17 protein-coding genes are annotated in these 16,702 nt (G+C 67.4%); 4 read left to right on the top strand and 13 right to left on the bottom strand.

Annotated features, from left to right (window positions below):
* Window positions 1-3: 3 nt before the first annotated feature.
* The 13 genes from cheA to fliE form a co-directional block, all read right to left on the bottom strand.
* Entirely contained in the window at window positions 4-2,049 is a 2,046-nt protein-coding gene (gene cheA, locus ACSQ89_RS08595) for a chemotaxis protein CheA (RefSeq protein ID WP_436290790.1), read from the bottom strand.
* A gap of 30 nt (window positions 2,050-2,079) precedes the next feature.
* Window positions 2,080-3,018 (bottom strand): flagellar motor protein MotB, encoded by a 939-nt coding sequence (motB, locus tag ACSQ89_RS08590; RefSeq protein ID WP_436290791.1) that lies wholly within the window; start codon window positions 3,016-3,018, stop codon window positions 2,080-2,082.
* Window positions 3,019-3,037: 19 nt separating this feature from the next.
* Window positions 3,038-3,898, bottom strand: a complete 861-nt coding sequence (gene motA / locus ACSQ89_RS08585) for a flagellar motor stator protein MotA (RefSeq protein ID WP_093102034.1) — start codon at window positions 3,896-3,898, stop codon at window positions 3,038-3,040.
* Between the two features lie 81 nt (window positions 3,899-3,979).
* A complete protein-coding gene (flhC, locus tag ACSQ89_RS08580) occupies window positions 3,980-4,588 on the bottom strand; it encodes a flagellar transcriptional regulator FlhC (RefSeq protein ID WP_093102032.1) in 609 nt (202 codons plus the stop codon).
* Between the two features lie 55 nt (window positions 4,589-4,643).
* A complete protein-coding gene (gene flhD, locus ACSQ89_RS08575; protein WP_093102030.1) occupies window positions 4,644-4,997 on the bottom strand; it encodes a flagellar transcriptional regulator FlhD in 354 nt (117 codons plus the stop codon).
* A 257-nt stretch (window positions 4,998-5,254) separates the two neighbouring features.
* On the bottom strand, window positions 5,255-5,548 hold the full coding sequence (locus tag ACSQ89_RS08570) for an EscU/YscU/HrcU family type III secretion system export apparatus switch protein (RefSeq protein ID WP_436290793.1): 294 nt from the start codon (window positions 5,546-5,548) through the stop codon (window positions 5,255-5,257).
* 58 nt (window positions 5,549-5,606) lie between these two features.
* A complete protein-coding gene (gene fliK / locus ACSQ89_RS08565) occupies window positions 5,607-6,848 on the bottom strand; it encodes a flagellar hook-length control protein FliK (protein ID WP_436290794.1) in 1,242 nt (413 codons plus the stop codon).
* Window positions 6,849-6,864: 16 nt separating this feature from the next.
* Complete coding sequence (locus tag ACSQ89_RS08560; protein ID WP_093102025.1) at window positions 6,865-7,197, bottom strand: flagellar protein FliT; 333 nt, start codon at window positions 7,195-7,197, stop codon at window positions 6,865-6,867.
* A gap of 24 nt (window positions 7,198-7,221) precedes the next feature.
* On the bottom strand, window positions 7,222-7,644 hold the full coding sequence (gene fliS, locus ACSQ89_RS08555) for a flagellar export chaperone FliS (protein WP_093102023.1): 423 nt from the start codon (window positions 7,642-7,644) through the stop codon (window positions 7,222-7,224).
* Window positions 7,645-7,663: 19 nt separating this feature from the next.
* The gene (gene fliD / locus ACSQ89_RS08550; protein ID WP_436290795.1) at window positions 7,664-9,109 is read right to left on the bottom strand and encodes a flagellar filament capping protein FliD; all 1,446 of its coding nucleotides are present in this window, start codon (window positions 9,107-9,109) and stop codon (window positions 7,664-7,666) included.
* A gap of 188 nt (window positions 9,110-9,297) precedes the next feature.
* The gene (locus ACSQ89_RS08545; RefSeq protein ID WP_436290796.1) at window positions 9,298-9,657 is read right to left on the bottom strand and encodes a flagellar protein FlaG; all 360 of its coding nucleotides are present in this window, start codon (window positions 9,655-9,657) and stop codon (window positions 9,298-9,300) included.
* Between the two features lie 121 nt (window positions 9,658-9,778).
* The gene (locus tag ACSQ89_RS08540; protein WP_093102020.1) at window positions 9,779-11,068 is read right to left on the bottom strand and encodes a FliC/FljB family flagellin; all 1,290 of its coding nucleotides are present in this window, start codon (window positions 11,066-11,068) and stop codon (window positions 9,779-9,781) included.
* Between the two features lie 172 nt (window positions 11,069-11,240).
* Complete coding sequence (gene fliE, locus ACSQ89_RS08535) at window positions 11,241-11,558, bottom strand: flagellar hook-basal body complex protein FliE (RefSeq protein ID WP_093102018.1); 318 nt, start codon at window positions 11,556-11,558, stop codon at window positions 11,241-11,243.
* Between the two features lie 284 nt (window positions 11,559-11,842).
* Here fliE and fliF point away from each other — a divergent pair, with 284 nt between their 5' ends.
* Genes fliF through fliI form a run of 4 tightly spaced genes read left to right on the top strand, consistent with a single transcriptional unit; the run spans window position 11,843 to window position 16,695 of the window.
* Complete coding sequence (fliF, locus tag ACSQ89_RS08530) at window positions 11,843-13,540, top strand: flagellar basal-body MS-ring/collar protein FliF (protein ID WP_436290797.1); 1,698 nt, start codon at window positions 11,843-11,845, stop codon at window positions 13,538-13,540.
* The gene (gene fliG, locus ACSQ89_RS08525) at window positions 13,537-14,538 is read left to right on the top strand and encodes a flagellar motor switch protein FliG (protein WP_093102016.1); all 1,002 of its coding nucleotides are present in this window, start codon (window positions 13,537-13,539) and stop codon (window positions 14,536-14,538) included. Before fliF ends, fliG begins: the two co-directional genes overlap by 4 nt.
* Window positions 14,525-15,286 carry a flagellar assembly protein FliH gene (gene fliH, locus ACSQ89_RS08520; protein ID WP_436290798.1) on the top strand — a complete coding sequence of 254 codons (762 nt, stop codon included), beginning with the start codon at window positions 14,525-14,527 and terminating at the stop codon, window positions 15,284-15,286. The genes fliG and fliH overlap by 14 nt, the downstream gene beginning before the upstream one ends.
* A complete protein-coding gene (gene fliI / locus ACSQ89_RS08515) occupies window positions 15,286-16,695 on the top strand; it encodes a flagellar protein export ATPase FliI (protein WP_093102013.1) in 1,410 nt (469 codons plus the stop codon). The genes fliH and fliI overlap by 1 nt, the downstream gene beginning before the upstream one ends.
* Window positions 16,696-16,702: the final 7 nt, after the last annotated feature.

Below are 16,702 nucleotides of genomic sequence, written 5' to 3'. Positions count from 1 at the left end.
CGCTCAGTGGGCGGTGGCGGCGGCGTCGATCCTGGAGGCACCGGCCAGCGCGGCGGCGCTTGCCGCCTGCGCACGCTGGATGCGCGGCATGGCGCCGACGTCGATGATGAAGGCCACGCTGCCGTCGCCCAGGATGGTCGCGGCCGAGATGCCTGGCACCTTGCGGTAGTTGGTCTCGAGGTTCTTGACCACGACCTGGTGCTGTCCGAGCAGCTCGTCGACCAGCAGCGCGAAGCGCGCATCGTCGGCCTGCACGATCACCAGGATGCCCTGCGTCGGTTGCGTCTGCGCACCGGCCACGTCGAAGACGCGGTGCAGTTCGATCAGCGGCAGGTACTCGCCGCGCACCTTGATGACGTGGCCGTCGGCGGTGATCGAATGCAGATGCTCCGGCAGCGGCTGCAGCGACTCGATCACATAGCTGAGCGGCAGGATGTAGGCCTCCTCGCCGACCTTGACCGACATGCCGTTCAGGATGGCCAGCGTCAGCGGCAGCACGATGCGCGTGGTGGTGCCGCGGCCTTCGCGCGAGCTGATCTCCACATGGCCGCCCATCTCCTGGATGTTGCGCTTGACCACGTCCATGCCCACGCCGCGCCCGGAGATGTCGGTGACCTGTTCCGCCGTCGAGAAGCCGGGCGCGAAGATCAGCTGCCACACCTCCTCGTCGGGCATCGCGTCGCTCACGGCCAGCCCTTGCTGCTGCGCCTTGGCGAGGATCTTCTCGCGGTTGAGACCGGCGCCGTCGTCGCTGACCTCGATCACGATGTTGCCGCCATGGTGCTGGGCCGACAGCAGCAGCTGGCCGGTGGCCTCCTTGCCCTTGGCGAGGCGCTGCTCGGGCGTCTCGATGCCGTGGTCCAGGCTGTTGCGCACCAGGTGCGTGAGCGGATCCACGATGCGTTCGATGAGCCCCTTGTCGAGCTCGGTTTCGCGGCCGTAGGTGTCGAGGCGAACCTGCTTGCCGAGTTTGGCGCTGACATCGCGGATCACGCGCGGGAAGCGGCTGAACACGTAGTCCATCGGCATCATGCGGATCGACATCACGGACTCCTGCAGATCGCGCGCATTGCGTTCGAGGTGGCCGAGGCCGCTCAGGAAGCGCTCGTAGGCCACCGGGTCGAGCATCGTCGCCGCCTGCGTCAGCATCGACTGCGTGATCACCAGCTCGCCCACCAGGTTGATGAGCTGGTCGACCTTCTCCACGTCGACGCGGATCGAGCTGGACTCCTTGGCGTTCGCGGCTGCAGCCACCGGTGCGGCGGATGCGCTCGCCGGCTTCGGCGCAGCGACGGCCGGGCTCGCTGCCGCCGGCGCCGCTTCCGGCGCGATCGCTGCTGCCGCCTCCTCGGGCTGCGCCGCCTCGCGCGTGATCTCGATCTGCGATTCGTCGATGACGAAGCAGCACACGGCGACGATGTCGTCGGGCGCGCAGGTGGTCTCGAGCATCACGGTCAACTGGTCATTGCTGCGCGTGCGCGAGAGCACGCGGCCGAGGTTGCCCAGTTCGTCGGCGAGCAGATCGCACTCGCTGTCGGAGAGACGCGCGAAGCGGATGCGCAGCGCGCCCTCCGCTGCTGGGGCGGCCGCCGCAACCGGCGCGGCAACCACCGGGGCGGGCGCGGGCGCAGCCGGCAGTGACGCCGGAGCGGCCTCGGCGGCGCCGTTTTCGCGCGCCAGCTGCTGCAGCACCGCACAGATGTGCGCGACCGTTTCGGTTTCAGGCTCTTTGCCCGCCTGGTAAGCAGTGAGTTGTTCTTGCAAGGCGTCCTTCGTTTCCAAAAAGGCGTCGATCATCGGACCGCTCAGGCTCAGCTGGCCATGGCGTGCCCGGTCCAAAAGGGTCTCCAGCAGGTGCGTCGTATCCGTCAGCGCCGTGAAGCCGAAAGTGGCCGCGCCGCCCTTGATCGAATGCGCGGCGCGGAAGATGGCGTTGAGCTGCTCGCTGTCCGGCGACTCGACGTCGAGTTCGAGAAGCAGCTGCTCCATCTCCGCCAGAAGCTCGATGGCTTCGACGAAAAAGGCCTGGGTAAACTGACTGAGGTCCATCGTTGCTCCGAAACCGGATTTCTTTTTTCGCTAGGGGTGTGCAGGTGTTGGCGGCCTGTAGGCCGTCACCTTGACGTTGTCGACCGGGAGAATGCGCACCGGCGGCTTGCCGGCCCGCGTGGGCGCGGCACCGTCGCCGCTGTTCTCGCGCTCGATCTGCTGCTGCGTGCGGTGATTGAGCAGGATGATGCTGATGCGGCGGTTGATCGGGTTGCGCGGCTCGGCCTTGTCCAGGTGCATGCTGTCGGCCAGGCCGACGACGCGCAGCACCTTGTCTTCGGCCATGCCTCCCATCACCACCTCGCGCCGCGAAGCGTTGGCCCGGTCGGCCGACAGCTCCCAGTTGCCGTAGGACTTGTCGCCGTTGGTGTAGACGATCGCATCGGTGTGGCCCGAGAGCGTGATCTTGTTCGGCAGCTCGTTGAGCGCCGGTCCGATCTCGCGCAGGATGGCGCGCATGTGCGGCACCAGCCGCGCGCTGGCCAGGTCGAACATGGGACGGTTCTCGTTGTCCACGATCTGCAGGCGCAGCCCCTCGGTCGTGATGTCGATCAGGATCTGCGAGCGGAACTGCTTGAAGACCGGGCTGTTCTCGATCAGCGCGTCGAGCCGCTTCTTCATGCTCTCCAGGCGGTTCGCATCGGCTTCGTCGTCGGCATCGGCGTTGACGCGCCGCATCTCGCCGTCGATGTTCGACGTCGGGTCGGTGCCGCCGCCCGGAATCACGCTGTCGCTGGTGCTGCTCTTCTCGCCGCCGTTGATGGCCACCTTCAGCGGCATGCGGAAGTGTTCCGCGATGCCTTCGCGCTGCTTCGGGCTCGCATTGGAGAGCAGCCACATCACGAGGAAGAAGGCCATCATGGCCGTCATGAAGTCGGCATAGGCGATCTTCCACCCGCCGCCGCCGTGCCCGCCGCCGCCGGCCGCGGCAACGCGTCTGACGACGATCCGGCCCTTTTCTGCGCTCATGGTGCTGCTCTCGTCCGGATCACCGGGCCTTGACTTCGCGGACGTGGCTGTCCAGCTCGGTGAAGGAGGGCCGCTCCGTGGAGAACAAAACCTTGCGGCCGAACTCCACCGCCAGCTGCGGCGCATAGCCGTTGAGGCTGGCGAGCAGGGTCACCTTGGCGCACTGGTACAGCTTCATGCCGTCCGACACCTTCTGCTCGATCAGCGAGGCCAGCGGCGAGACGAAGCCGTAGGCCAGCAGCACGCCGAGGAAGGTGCCGACCATGGCGTGCGCGATCAGCGCGCCCATCTCGGAGGGCGGCAGGTCGGCCGAGCCGAGCGCATGGACCACGCCCATCACGGCCGCGACGATGCCCAGCGCGGGCAGCGCATCGCTGACCCGCGTCAGGCTGTGCACCGGCATCTCGGCCTCGTGCTTGATGGTCTCGATCTCGTGGTCCATCAGCGCCTCGATCTCGAAGGCGTCGGTGTTGCCGCTGATCACCAGCCGCAGGTAGTCGCAGAGGAACTCCATGACGCTGGCGTCGGCCAGGATGGTGGGATAGCGCGTGAAGATCTGGCTCTGGGCCGGGTCCTCGACGTCGGTCTCCAGCTTCATCATCCCTTCCTTGCGCGCCTTGGCCAGCAGCTCGTAGAGCAGCGCCAGCAGGTCCATGTAGAGCTGGCGGTTGTGCTTGGACGAGCGCAGCAGGAGCGGCAGCTCCTTGAGCGTGGCCTTGATGGTCTTGCCGTTGTTGCCCGCCACGAAGGCGCCCACCGCGGCGCCGCCGATCATCAACAGCTCCACCGGCTGGAACAGGACGCCGAAGTGCCCGCCCATCAGGGCGTAGCCGCCGAACACGGCCCCCAGGACCACCAGATAACCAACCAGAACGAGCACGCGCTTCCCCTAATGCCGCTTCCGGCGTCGAATCAAAAAACCTCGCCTCCCAAACCGAACGCCGGGGAATCAAGGACCCTTTCAGTGCAATCCGCCGGCCTCCAGCGTCGATTCCACGGCAAACCCAGCGTGTCCCACTGCGAGCGCCTCGGCCGGGTGTTCGCCGGCGCGCTTCGCGCCGCGCACCTTGCCCGCGCGCGAAGGCGGCCGGCACAGAACGCACACGTAGCCGTTCTTGCTGTCGTGCGCGTGCGCCACGAACTTGCCGCCGCACCGGCAACACGCACTCAACTGCAGCATGTCGCTGTCGAAAAATCGCACCATCGTGTAGGCGCGTGTGAAATCCAGCACAATTTCGCCGCCCTGCGATTCAATTTGCTCCAGATATAGCCGGTAGCTTTTGATCAGTGCCTGCAAACCGTTCTCGTTTGCGTGCGTCAACATGAATTGATACATGTTGTAAAACATCGACGAATGGATATTGGCCAGCCAGGTCATGTACCAGTCCGTCGAAAAGGGCAGCAAACCCTTGGGCGGCGAAACGCCCTTGAGCTCCTTGTAGAGACGGATCAGGCGCTCGCGGCTCAAGCTCACCTCGGCCTCGAGGAACTGGAGGCGTGCGCCGAGCCCAATCAGCTCGATCGCGAGCTGGACCTCGCGCACTTCTCCGAGGACGCTTTTAGTCGTCATTCGGCAACCTCCGCGCTGCGCGCTGCGGTATTCGCCTTGGGAACGGCCCTGCGGCTCATGCAGCCACGCCTTCAAGCATCGACAGCCGTCGCGCCGACATCAGGATCGACATGTGCGCCTGCTGCAGGGTCGTGTCCTTCCCCTCGCCGACCACGGCCGACATCGACGGATGGTCGTCGAGGCGGAAGCTGCACAGCAGGAAGTTCGATGCCGCCAGTTTGAGGATCTGGGCCAGCGACATGTTGGCGAGCATGTCCGCCAGTTCGCGGCTCACCCCGAGCCTGAACATGGCGGCCGCGCGGTCCTGTTTGACGAGCTTCTGGGCCAGCAGCATGTAGGCGAGGTTGAGGTCGCCGATTTCCTTGGAAATCTCGCCGCTCGCGGCGTTCTTCACGTTATCCGGTTCCACTTTTGCACTCCGTTCAATCAAGGCTTCAGTCTATCCAGAGTTATTTACAAATGTAACTTCTTCAGATTTATGTATCTGAAAGTGAGAAATAAATTACGCCTTGTCTCCGCCCTCCGTGCGATACCCGGTTTTGTGTGATTTATTTCGTAGACCAAATTCATTCACTTTAATAACGATCAGCCTCGCTTAATTCGGAAGAAAAAAGTTCTAATTCACCAAGACAAAAATATGCCAATGAATATGAATAATAAAAAGTATTAATTTCCATGCCCTGAACCTCCGGACTCGGTCTCCTCCAGCCGGTGGATCCAGGCCATGACTTCGGCCACCGCCAGGTACAGCTGCGGCGGGATCTGCTGGTCGAGATCGACCTGCATCAGCAGCTTGTTCAGGGCCGGCGAGGCATGGACGTAGAGGCCGTTCTCGCGCGCCTCGCGCATGATCGATTCCGCCGCCACGCCGTAGCCCTTGGCCACGACCACGGGGGCCCGGGTCTTGTCCAGATAGGACAGGGCCACCGCGCTCTGGCGTTCGTCGGTGCCGGGAGTCATTGAGCAACCTCCGCGCGATGCGCTGCGGTGCTATTCGACTTGGGAGCGGCCCGGCGTCTCATGCCTTGTCCTTCGCGGCGATCTGCAGTTCCTGCAGCCGCAGGCCCGCGGCCTCGAAACGCTGCACCAGCCGGTTGCTGTCGGCGCGCAGGCGCGCTGCGGTGCTCGCCTCGCCGGCCGCCAACTGCGCCTGGATCTGGGAGCCGGTGAGGCTCAGGCGCAAGTCCACGGCGCCCAGCCGGGGCAAGCCCAGCGAGACCGTGGTGGTCCAGCTTCGCGCAGCGGGTTCATGAGGCGCATCGCCCTGCGGCTTTGCATCCTCTTCCTGGATCGACCACGTCATCGGGACCTCCGGCCACGCCTGACCGCTCCAGCGGAACACCGCCGTGGCCAGCAGGTCGAGCTGCTGGTGCACCACGGTCGCGGCTTGCGGGTGGATCACTTCGCCGGCAGGCAGCGCCTGAACCGGTGCCGCGGCGGCATGGCGCAGCGTCGCCTCTTCCGCACGCGGCACAGGCGGCGCCTCCGGTGGTGCGGCGGACGGTGCCGCCTCGCCCCGGCGATAGGCCGCCTGCACGCGCGCGGCATCGGCCGCAGGCGCGACGGTCTCGGCGTGAACCTGAGGCGCCGGTGCGCGCGGCGGCAGCGCACCATCGCTCGCGCCGGCCTCGGCGGGCGAGCGCGACGCACCGGGCGCGCCGGCCGCCGGCAGCACCGGCTTCAGCGTCTCGGCCGCGATGGCTGTGGCGGTAGCAAGGGGTTGGGCGGCGGTCTCGGGCCCCGCGCTCCTTACAGGCGCCCAGCGCGCTTGCGGCTCCTGCGCCAGCTGCGCCAGCGTGCGGGTGCCGACTGCGAACTCGCGCAAATGCGATTCGTAGAACAGGCCGCTCGCGTTCACGGTCTGCGCCAGCGTGCCGGCGAGCGCGGCGGCCGAAGGCTGCTGCTGCGAGGACGGCCACATCGGCGATGCCCCCCGCAGCGGGCCGGCGTCGGCAAACTCCGCCAGCAAGGCGCCGATGACGCGCGCCGCCACCGACAACCGCGCGGCGGCCGGCCCGGCCGCATCGGGCTGGCCTGGAGCGGACTGGCCTGGCACTGCCGCTGCGCCCGCGGTCGGCGCGTGCCGGCCCAGGGCCATCTCGGGCGGCAGGCGAATGTCGTTGACGACCTCCCGCACCCCCACCACGGGCCCCGTGGCCGCATCCGTCCCGACCTGGCTCTGCTGCAGCGCGAGCAGTTCCAGCCGCGGCGCGAGCTTTGCGCTCAGCAGCGTATCGACCAGGCCGGAAAGTCTGTTCATGGCAGCGATATACCGTTCAGCGCGGCAGCCCGTAGGCTTTGTCAAGCTCGCCCTGCTTCTGCAGCCGGGCCATCGTGGCGACGAGGCGTTCGAGCTGCGGCTTGACCAGCCGACGCACTTCATCCTGGTCGGCGCGGATGCGCTCCATCAGGCGCTGCGCCTGGTCGAGCTGCGCGGGTTCCAGCGCTTCCGTGGGGCCGATCTGCTTCAATCGCTCGACCACCGTCGCGCACTGCTCTTCCAGGGCCGGAAGGCGGTCCCACTCCTTGGCCCGCGCCAGCGCCGCCATCAGCGACGTGGTCGAGGCGAGTTGCACGTAGCAATGGACGATTTCACTGCGGGCGGCCATGTCTCTTCTTTCTTCGATTCGTATTCAGTGGCCGGCGGCAACGCCATCGATCTCGCGCCATGCGGAGGCGATGTTCTCGAGCAGCGCCTCGGCTTCGTCGAGCGCTTGCGCATCGTTGTGCAGGTTGGCCTGCAGCAGGCGCCGGATGACGTAGTCGTAGAGCGCCGACAGATTGGCGACCAGGCCCTCGCCGGCCGCCCCGGCCGCCTTGGCGTCGAGGCTGGCCTTGAGGCCGTTGTCGACGATGCCGACCGCCTTGGAGATCGCGTTGCCCTTGGCCGCGACATCGCCGCTCGCCATGTGGTGCCGCGCCATGCCGATGGCCGTGACGGCGCCGTCGAACAACATGCAGATGAGCTGGTGCGGCGACGCGCTCATCGCTTGCGTTTCCACGCCGAGGCGTGCATAGGCGTTGGCGCCGGTTCTGAAGGTGTGGGGTGTGTACATGCGCTGCTCCGCGTGGGGCTTAGTTGTCGCTGCTCATGCTCGCGAACTGCTGCGTGAGGTAGCTGCTGGTGCTGTTCATCTTGCTGACCAGCAGATCCAGTTGGGTGAACTGCGCGCGGTAGTACTCGACCTTGGCATCCACGCGCGCCTGCATGTCGGTGTACTGCTCGTCGAGCTGCTTGAGCGAGGTGTTGATGCCGTCGGTCGCCACCTTGAGCACGCCGCCGGTGGAAGTGGCCTTGGTCACCAGCGCGTCGAGCTGCTTGCCGTAGCCGGTGGTGCTGCTGGTCGCGCTCGAGAAGAGCTTGGAGACGCCGTCCAGGTTGGTGGCGAGCGCGCTCTTGAGCTTGTCCGAGTCGACGCTCATGGTGCCGTCCTTCTGGAAGCTCACGCCGATCTGCGACAGCATCGTCAGGTCGCCCGTACCGCCGGCCTGCGGCGAGGTGAGCGTGTTGCGGATGCTGGTCTGGAGATTGCGCAAGGTCGAATCGCCGACCAATGCTGCGGCCGTCTTCTTGTCGGTGTCGAAGGTGGTCAGCGTGCTGGCCGTGCTCTGCAGGGCGTTGTAGGCCTTGACGAAATCGTTGATCGCCGTCTCGACCGAGGCCGTGTCGCGCGCCACGCTCAGCGTGCTGGTGCCGGTCTTCAGCACGGTCAGCGTCGTGCCCTGGATCGACTCCTTCACGGTGTTGCTCGCGCTCGTGACGGCGATGCCGTTGACCGTGAGCTCGGCGTTCTGCGCCTGCACCGTCTGCTGCAGGTTCTGCGTGCCTGCCGGATCATGGTTCAGCAGGTTCGCCAGCGCCGCGTCGCCGGCCACGGAGACGCGCATGCTCGAGGCCTTGCCGGTCTCGGTCGATGTCAGCACCAGCCGGTTGGGCGTGCCGCTGCCGTCGTTCACGATGCTCGCCGTCACGCCGGCCTTGGCGGCGTTGACCGCGTCGCGGATGCCCTCGAGCGTGTTGTGCGCCGCATCGATGGTGATCGGCACTGCCGTGCGGCTCGCGTCCGGCGTGAAGCCCGCGCCCGTGTACTTGCCGCTCGCCGCGTCGTAGCTGCCGCCGGCGATGGTGCCGAAGTCGATCGTGATGGTGCCGGTGCCGATGGCCGTCTTGGCGCTCGCCTGCCCGGCCGCCACCACCGACTGCGCCTGCGCGAGCTGGGTGACGTTGATGTTGTAGATGCCGGCCGCTGCCGTGTTGCCGGCACTCGCGGACATCACGTCAGTGGCGCTGGAGGTGGCTTTCACGCCCAGGAAGAAGGCCGGGTCCGACAGCTTCTTGGCCGCCGTCTGCAGCGTGCCGAGCGCGCTCTGCAGCTGGCCGTAGGCCGACAGCTTGCTCGTGTAGCTGACCTGGCGCTGCTGCAGCAGCACCAGCGGCTGGCTCTCCGCCGTTTCGAGGTTGGTGAGCAGGCTGCTCAGTTCGAGGTTGGAGCCGATGCCGAGACTGCTGATCGATGCCATGAATGAATTCCTGTTTCTAGTGAGTGCGACAAACGCATGCCTGTGGCCCACGATGGCCGAACCCGCGGCCGGCGAAGCCAGGCCCCTTCGGGGAACACCGCGGAACCGGCTTTGCCGGGCCGCTGGTGTTGCCCCCGGTGAGGGGGTTGGAGGCCACACGAAGTGGGCAAGCCTGGGGGTGGTTCATATCAAGCCGACTGGCTCACCAGCAGGCCGGGCGCCTTGCCCAGCGCCTTGGCGATGCGCACCACTTCCTCGGTCGGGATCTGGCGAATGACTTCGCCGCTCGCCCGGTCGACCACCTTGACGATGACCTTGTCGGTGTCCTGGTCCACCTCGAACTGCAGGCCGACCGAGCGGCTCTGCAGCGAGGCATTGACCTCGCGCACCGCCTGTTCGACCTGCGTCGGCGTCGCGGCCTCCACGGCATCGGCCGCGGTGGTCGCGCCCTCCGGCGATGCCGCTGCGCCCGCGCCGATCGGCCGGCCCGAGAGCATCTGCACCCACCACTGGCCGTTGTCTGCTGCCGGAGCTACGGGGATCGACATGGTCTTCACCTTTGGTTGCTTGCTTCGCTGTCGTCTGCGGCCTGGCCAGGACCAGGCCGCAGAGAGCAGCGCAGGCGCTGTCGGGCTTTCGCCCGGACGCCTGCGATGGTTCCTTCTTCGATTAACGCAGGAGGGACAGCACGTTTTGCGTGGTCTGGTTGGCCTGGGCCAGCACCGAGGTACCGGCTTGCTGGAGGATCTGCGCGCGGGTCATGTTCGACACTTCGGTCGCGTAGTCGGCGTCTTCGATGCGCGAACGCGAAGAAGACAGGTTGGTCACCGTGGTGCCGAGGTTGGCGATCGTCGAGTCGAAACGGTTCTGCACCGCACCCAGCGAGCTGCGCAGGTCGTCGACCATCTTGAGCGCTGCGTCGAGCTTCTTCATCGGGTCGACCGAAGCCGCACCCGTGAATTCGGCCGTGGCGCCGGCGCCGCTCAGCACGATGTCGGTGGCGGTGTTGTCGAAGTCGGTCCCGCCTGCACCGCCGTTGGCCAGCGCGCCTGCGCCGACGCTGAAGTTCTTGCCTTGCACGGCCACGTAGGCGGTGGTGGCGCCGGTGGAATCGACACCGACCTTGACGAGCTGGTCGGCCAGCGTCACGGCAGCGGTCACGCCGTTGGACGGATCGGTGAAGTCGATGTCGGCGACGTTCAGCGTCACGGCGCCGGTGGCGTCGGCGACCGAGGCGGCATAGAAGCTGTCACCCGACTTGACCACGAAGTTGGCCGTGGCGGCGCCGGTGGCGTCCTTCACGTTGTGCAGGCTCAACGAGCTCGCAGCGACGCCCAGGGACGTGGCAGCAGCGCTCAGATCGACAGCGGCAGGCGTGGCAGCCAGGTTGGTCTGCGTGATGGCCTCGCTCACGGGGAGAGCGTTGTTGCTCACCGAGAAGCCGCCGAGGCCGAGCGTCGTCGAGTCGATCTGCTTGAGGTCGATCTTGATGGTTTCGCCGTCGTTGGCACCGACTTGCACGGTCAGCGGCTTCGCGCCGGCCGACAGAACCTTCACGCCGTTGAAATCGGTCTGTGCCGAGACACGGTCGATTTCGCTCATGCGCTGGGTGATTTCGTCCTGGATCGACTTCAGGTCGCTGGCCGAGTTGCTGCCGTTGGCGGCTTGCACGGCGAGTTCGCGAACGCGCTGCAGGTTGTTGTTCACTTCCTTCAGTGCGCCTTCCGTCGTTTGCGCCAGCGAGATGCCGTCGTTGGCATTGCGCTGGGCTTGCGACAGGCCCTTGATGTTCGCCGTGAAGCGGTTGGCGATCGCCTGGCCGGCCGCGTCGTCCTTGGCACCGTTGATCCGCAGGCCCGAAGACAGGCGCTGGATCGCGGTGTTCAACGACGACTGCGACGCGTTGAGGTTGTTCTGCGTGAGCAGCGAGAGACTATTGGTGTTGATGACTTGCGCCATGTTCGACTCCTGTAGACAAAGGTTGTGGACTTCGGCCAATGGCCGCAACGCTGGACCCGCTTCCCACCGTGAGACTCAAGCCATCGTTGGATTAGTTATCGGCAGGGCTTTCCAAACATTTAGGCCGGTGCGCCAAAAAGATGCGCGCGGCCCTTTCCACAACCTTCAGGGCTCAAGCGGGCAGGTTCATCACTTCCTGATAGGCGGCCACCAGCCGGTTGCGCACCTGCAGCCCGGTCTGGAAAGCCACGTTGGCCTTCTGCAGGTCGACCATGACATCGTTGAGCGCCACGCCCGGACGCCCCAGCTCGAAGGCCTCGGCCTGGCCGTAAGCCTTGGTCTGCGCCGTGCTGATGTTGTCGAGCGAGCGCCGGAGTTCGGCTGCGAAGCCGCCCGGCTGGGCCGCCTCGGCGGCGGGCGGCGTGAAGCCGGACTGGAGCGCGGTGACCCGCATCTGCTGCAGGACGGACTCGATGGCGGCAATCGACATGAGCAAACCTTTTCTCTTCTAGAACTTCCGTATTGACAAAGAAAGCGCCAAGGCACTCCCGCGTGTTTTCAGCGTATCAGCCAAGGCTGCCGGCAGATGCGCCCAACTGACGGCAAAACCCGCGGTTGTTCGACCAATCGAATCCGCACCGGCTGCCGAGAATCGACTGCGAACAAGAAAGCCTGCTGACGACATCAACGGCCCTGCGGCATGACTCCTCCACATCGACGACTCTCTTTCCTCTCCATGAATCCGGCGCGGCCGGCCGCGCCGGAGGCGCGCACATGAGTGCGACGGCGCCCGCGGGCGCCGCGCCAACGGCGCCGGCCCTCCCGCCTCTCATGGAACGGATGCGCGCGCAGCCGAAGCTGCCGCTGATCGTCGGCGCCGCCGCGGTGGTCGCGGCCGCCGCGGCCTTCATGCTCTGGAGCCGCGCACCCGACTACAAGGTGCTCTACACCAACGTCTCGGACCGCGACGGCGGCGCGATCATCGCGTCGCTCACGCAGATGAACGTGCCCTACAAGTTCGCCGAAGGCGGCGGCGCGATCCTGATCGCCGGCGACAAGGTGCCTGAAGTGCGCCTCAAGCTCGCGGCCCAGGGCCTGCCCAAGGGCGGCGGCGTCGGCTTCGAACTGATGGACAACCAGAAGTTCGGCACCAGCCAGTTCGCCGAACAGGTCAACTACCAGCGCGGGCTCGAAGGCGAGCTCGCGCGCTCGATCGAGTCGATAGCCACGGTCGAGTCGGCGCGCGTGCACCTGGCGCTGCCCAAGCCCTCGCTCTTCGTGCGCGACCAGAAGAAGCCTTCCGCCTCGGTGGTGCTTAGCCTGCACCGCGGCCGCAGCATCGACGAAGGCCAGGTCAGCGCCATCGTCCACATGATCTCCAGCAGCGTGCCTGAGCTCGACGCCAAGAGTGTGACGGTGGTCGACCAGCGCGGCAACCTGCTGTCGGCGGCCAATGCCGGCGCGCGCGGCCTGGACGTGAGCCAGCTCAAGTACGCGCAGGAGATCGAGCAGGGCTACATCCGCCGCATCGAGGCCATCCTGCAGCCCATCGTCGGCGCGAGCAATGTGCGGGCGCAGGTCGCGGCCGACATCGACTTCTCGGTGGTCGAACGCACCGACGAGAAATACAGCCCCAACCAGGATCCGCGCAATGCCGCGGTCCGCAGCCAGCAATCGAGCGAATCGAGCCAGCACGGCGCGACGCCCCCGGGCGGCGTGCCGGGCGCGCTGTCGAACCAGCCGCCGACTACGCCGAACGCGCCGATCACAGCGCCGCGGCCCGGCATCGCCGCGACGCCGCCCGCGGCCGCATCGACGACCACGACGGCCACCAGCACGGCGCCCGGCGCGCCCTCCAGCCTGCGCAAGGACACGACGACCAACTACGAGCTCGACCGCTCGATCCGCCATGTGCAGCAGGGCGCGGGCGCGGTCAAGCGCCTGTCGGTGGCGGTGGTCGTGAACAACCGCGAGGGCGCGGACGGCAAGGCCGGCGCGCGCGCGCTCGCGCCGGCAGAGATCGAGCAGATCCGCAACCTGGTCAAGGAAGCCATGGGCTACAGCCACGAGCGCGGCGACTCGCTCAACGTGGTCAACAGCGCCTTCGCCCGCGAGGGCCACGATGAAGCGGCACGGGACGTGCCGAACTGGCGCGACCCCGAGAACATCGAGCTCGCCAAGACCGTCGGGCAGTACCTGCTGCTCGCCGCCCTCGCCCTCTTCGCCTGGTTCGCCGTGCTGCGGCCGCTGCTGCGCAAGCACCTGGCACCGCCGGCAGCGCCCGCTTCCGCCGAACCGGCACAGAAGGCCATGGCCGCCGGCGGCGATCCCGACGACGCCGGCTCCGCGCAGGAAAGCGCACGCCAGCGCGAAGCCGAGCGCCAGAAGGCCGACCTCGACTACGCCCACCAGACCGCCGACAGCGATCCGCGGCTGGTGGCCACGCTGATCAAGCATTGGATGAACCCATGAGCAATATCAACTTGGGAACCCGCAAGGCCGCGATCCTGCTGATGTCGCTGGGCGAGGACCGTGCCGCCGCCACGCTGCACCACCTGCCCACCACCGAGGTACAGGCGCTGGGCGTCGCGATGGCCAAGCTGAGCCAGGTGTCCAAGGAAGAGCTGGCGGCCGTGCTGTCCGAGTTCCGCATGGAGACCGAGCAGCTCTCGGCCCTGCACCTGGGTTCGGGCAGCTACATCCGCGCAGTGCTGCGCAAGGCGCTGGGCGACGACCGCGCCAGCAACCTGCTCGAAGACATCCTGCAGCCCGACGAGCCGCACGGCGGCATCGAACGGCTCAACGATCTCGAGGCCGGCGAAGTGGTGGAACTGATCCGCGACGAGCATCCGCAGATCCTCGCCACGCTCTTGGTGCACCTGGACCGCAAGAAAGCTTCGGAAGTGCTGGAGAAGCTGCCCGTGCGCCTGCGCCACGACGTGATCATGCGCGTGGCCACCTTCGGCGGCGTGCAGCCGGCGGCGCTGGCCGAGCTGACCGACGTGCTGACCGAGATGCTCTCCGGCGAAGGCCTGAAGCGCAGCCGCCTTGGCGGTGTGCGCACCGCCGCCGAGATCGTCAACCTCATGAACAGCGCGCAGGAAGACGAGGCCATCGCCCACGTGCGCGAGCACGACGAGGCCCTCGCGCAGCGCATCCTCGAAGAGATGTTCGTGTTCGAGAACCTGCTCGATCTCGAGGACCGCTTCATCCAGCGCCTGCTCAAGGACATCGAATCCGATTCGCTCATCGTCGCGCTCAAGGGCTCGGCGCAGGAGCTGCGCGACAAGTTCCTGCGGAACATGTCGCAGCGCGCCGCCGAGACGCTGCGCGAGGACATCGAGCTGCGCGGCCCGGTGCGGGTCTCGCAGGTCGAAGCCGAGCAGAAGGCCATCCTGCAGGTGGTGCGCCGCCTCGCCGATTCGGGCGAGATCACAGTCGCTGCGCCGGGAACCGATGACTTCGTCTAGCCACTCCTCCTTCGGCGCCCGTGCACGGCTGTCCGCAGCCTATGCGCCAACGCGGCCGGCCACGCCGTCCAAGCCGGTGCTCTCCGCCTGGCAGCGCTGGGAAATGGGCACGCTGGATGAAGACGCTGCGCCGCCGCAGCACGTTGTCGAAGCCGCCAACGCGCAGCGCATCGATCCCGCGGCGCTGGCGCGCGACGCCGAACTCGAACGCCTGCGCCTCGAAGCGCGCGCCGCGGGCGAAGCCGAAGGCCGCCGCGAAGGCTGGGCACAGGGCCATGCCGAGGGCCGCACTGCCGGCCTGGCCTCGGGCCTGGCCGCCGCCAGCGCGCATGCCGAGCAGCTGCGCGCGCTGGCCGCCACGCTGCCGGACGCACTGCGCCGCGCCGAGAGCGAACTGGCCGATGCCATTCTCACGCTCGCGCTCGACGTGGCCCGCCAGGTGGTGCACCGCACCTTGCGCGCCGAGCCCGAATGGGTGCTGCCGCTGGTGCAGGACCTGCTGCATGCCGAGCCTGCGCTGCAGGGCGAGCCGCGCCTGCTGCTGCATCCCGAGGACGTGGCGCTGGTCAAGAACAGCCTGGGCAACGAACTGCAGATCGCCGGCTGGCAGGTGCGCGCCGACGACACGCTGGCGCGCGGCGGCTGCCGCGTCCAGTCCGCCAGCGGCGAGATGGATGCCAGCCTCGAAACCCGCTGGAAGAGCGTGACTGCCGCATTGCACCGCGATGTGGATGCGCTGGACATCTGATGTCGACGCTCGCACCCAACCCCCATCTGCAATCCTGGCGCGGCATGCTGGCCCAGGCTCGCAGCGAGGTCAGCCACTGCACGACCACCACCCACTCGGGCCGACTGACCCGCGCGGTGGGCCTGGTGCTCGAAGCCGTGGGCCTGCAGCTGCCCGTGGGCAGCGACTGCCTAATCGAGCTGCCGCCCGGCTATCCGCAGCGCCATGCCGAAGCCGAGGTGGTGGGCTTCGCCGGCGATCGCCTGTTCCTGATGCCGCAGAGCGAAGTGGCGGGCCTCTTGCCCGGTGCGCGCGTCTTCGCGCGGCCCGGCACGGGCGGGCCCGGCGCCGGCGGCGATTCGCACACCAAGCGGCTGCCGGTCGGCGAAGGCATGCTCGGCCGCGTGGTCGATGCGGCCGGTCGCCCGCTCGACGGGCTCGGCCCGCTCGACATCGCCCGCAAGGTGCCGCTCTCCTCGCCGCCGGTCAATCCGCTCTCGCGCGCGCCCATCGACTCGGTGCTCGACGTCGGCGTGCGCGCCATCAACGCCATGCTCACCGTCGGCCGCGGCCAGCGCATGGGCCTGTTCGCGGGCTCCGGTGTGGGCAAGAGCGTGCTGCTCGGGATGATGGCGCGCTACACCAGCGCCGAGGTGATCGTGGTCGGCCTGATCGGCGAACGCGGCCGCGAGGTGAAGGACTTCATCGAGAACACGCTGGGCGAGGAAGGCCTGGCCCGCGCGGTGGTGGTCGCCGCGCCGGCCGACAACTCGCCGCTCTTGCGCCTGCAGGGCGCGGCCTATGCGACCTGCCTGGCCGAGTACTTCCGCGACCAGGGCAAGGACGTGCTCTTGATCATGGATTCGCTCACCCGCTACGCGATGGCGCAGCGCGAGATCGCGCTGGCCGTGGGCGAGCCGCCGGCCACCAAGGGCTACCCGCCTTCGGTGTTCGCGAAGCTGCCTGCGCTGGTGGAGCGTGCCGGCAACGGCGCGCGCGATGCACAAGGCCGCGGCGGATCCATCACCGCCTTCTACACCGTGCTGTCCGAAGGCGACGACCAGCAGGACCCGATCGCCGATTCGGCGCGCGCCATCCTCGACGGCCACGTGGTGCTCTCGCGCACGCTGGCCGAGGCCGGCCACTACCCGGCCATCGACATCGAGGCTTCCATCAGCCGCGCGATGACCGCGCTGATTCCGCCCTCGCAGTTCGAGACCGTGCGCCGCTTCAAGCAGATGCTCTCGCGCTACCAGCGCAACCGCGACCTGATCAGCGTCGGCGCCTATGCGGCCGGCCACGACCTGCAGCTGGACCAGGCGATCGCGATGTATCCCAAGATCGAAGCCTTCCTGCAGCAGGCGATGCACGAGCGCGCCGACTACGCGGGCTCGATCGCGCACATCACCGGTTTGTTCGAAAGCAAATAGGACCTGT

The sequence above is a fragment of the Variovorax sp. LjRoot175 genome (assembly GCF_964253805.1).
GTDB lineage: Bacteria > Pseudomonadota > Gammaproteobacteria > Burkholderiales > Burkholderiaceae_C > Variovorax.
The sequence above is the reverse complement of the archived record's forward strand: the minus strand, read 5'-3'. Positions and strand labels throughout refer to the sequence as shown.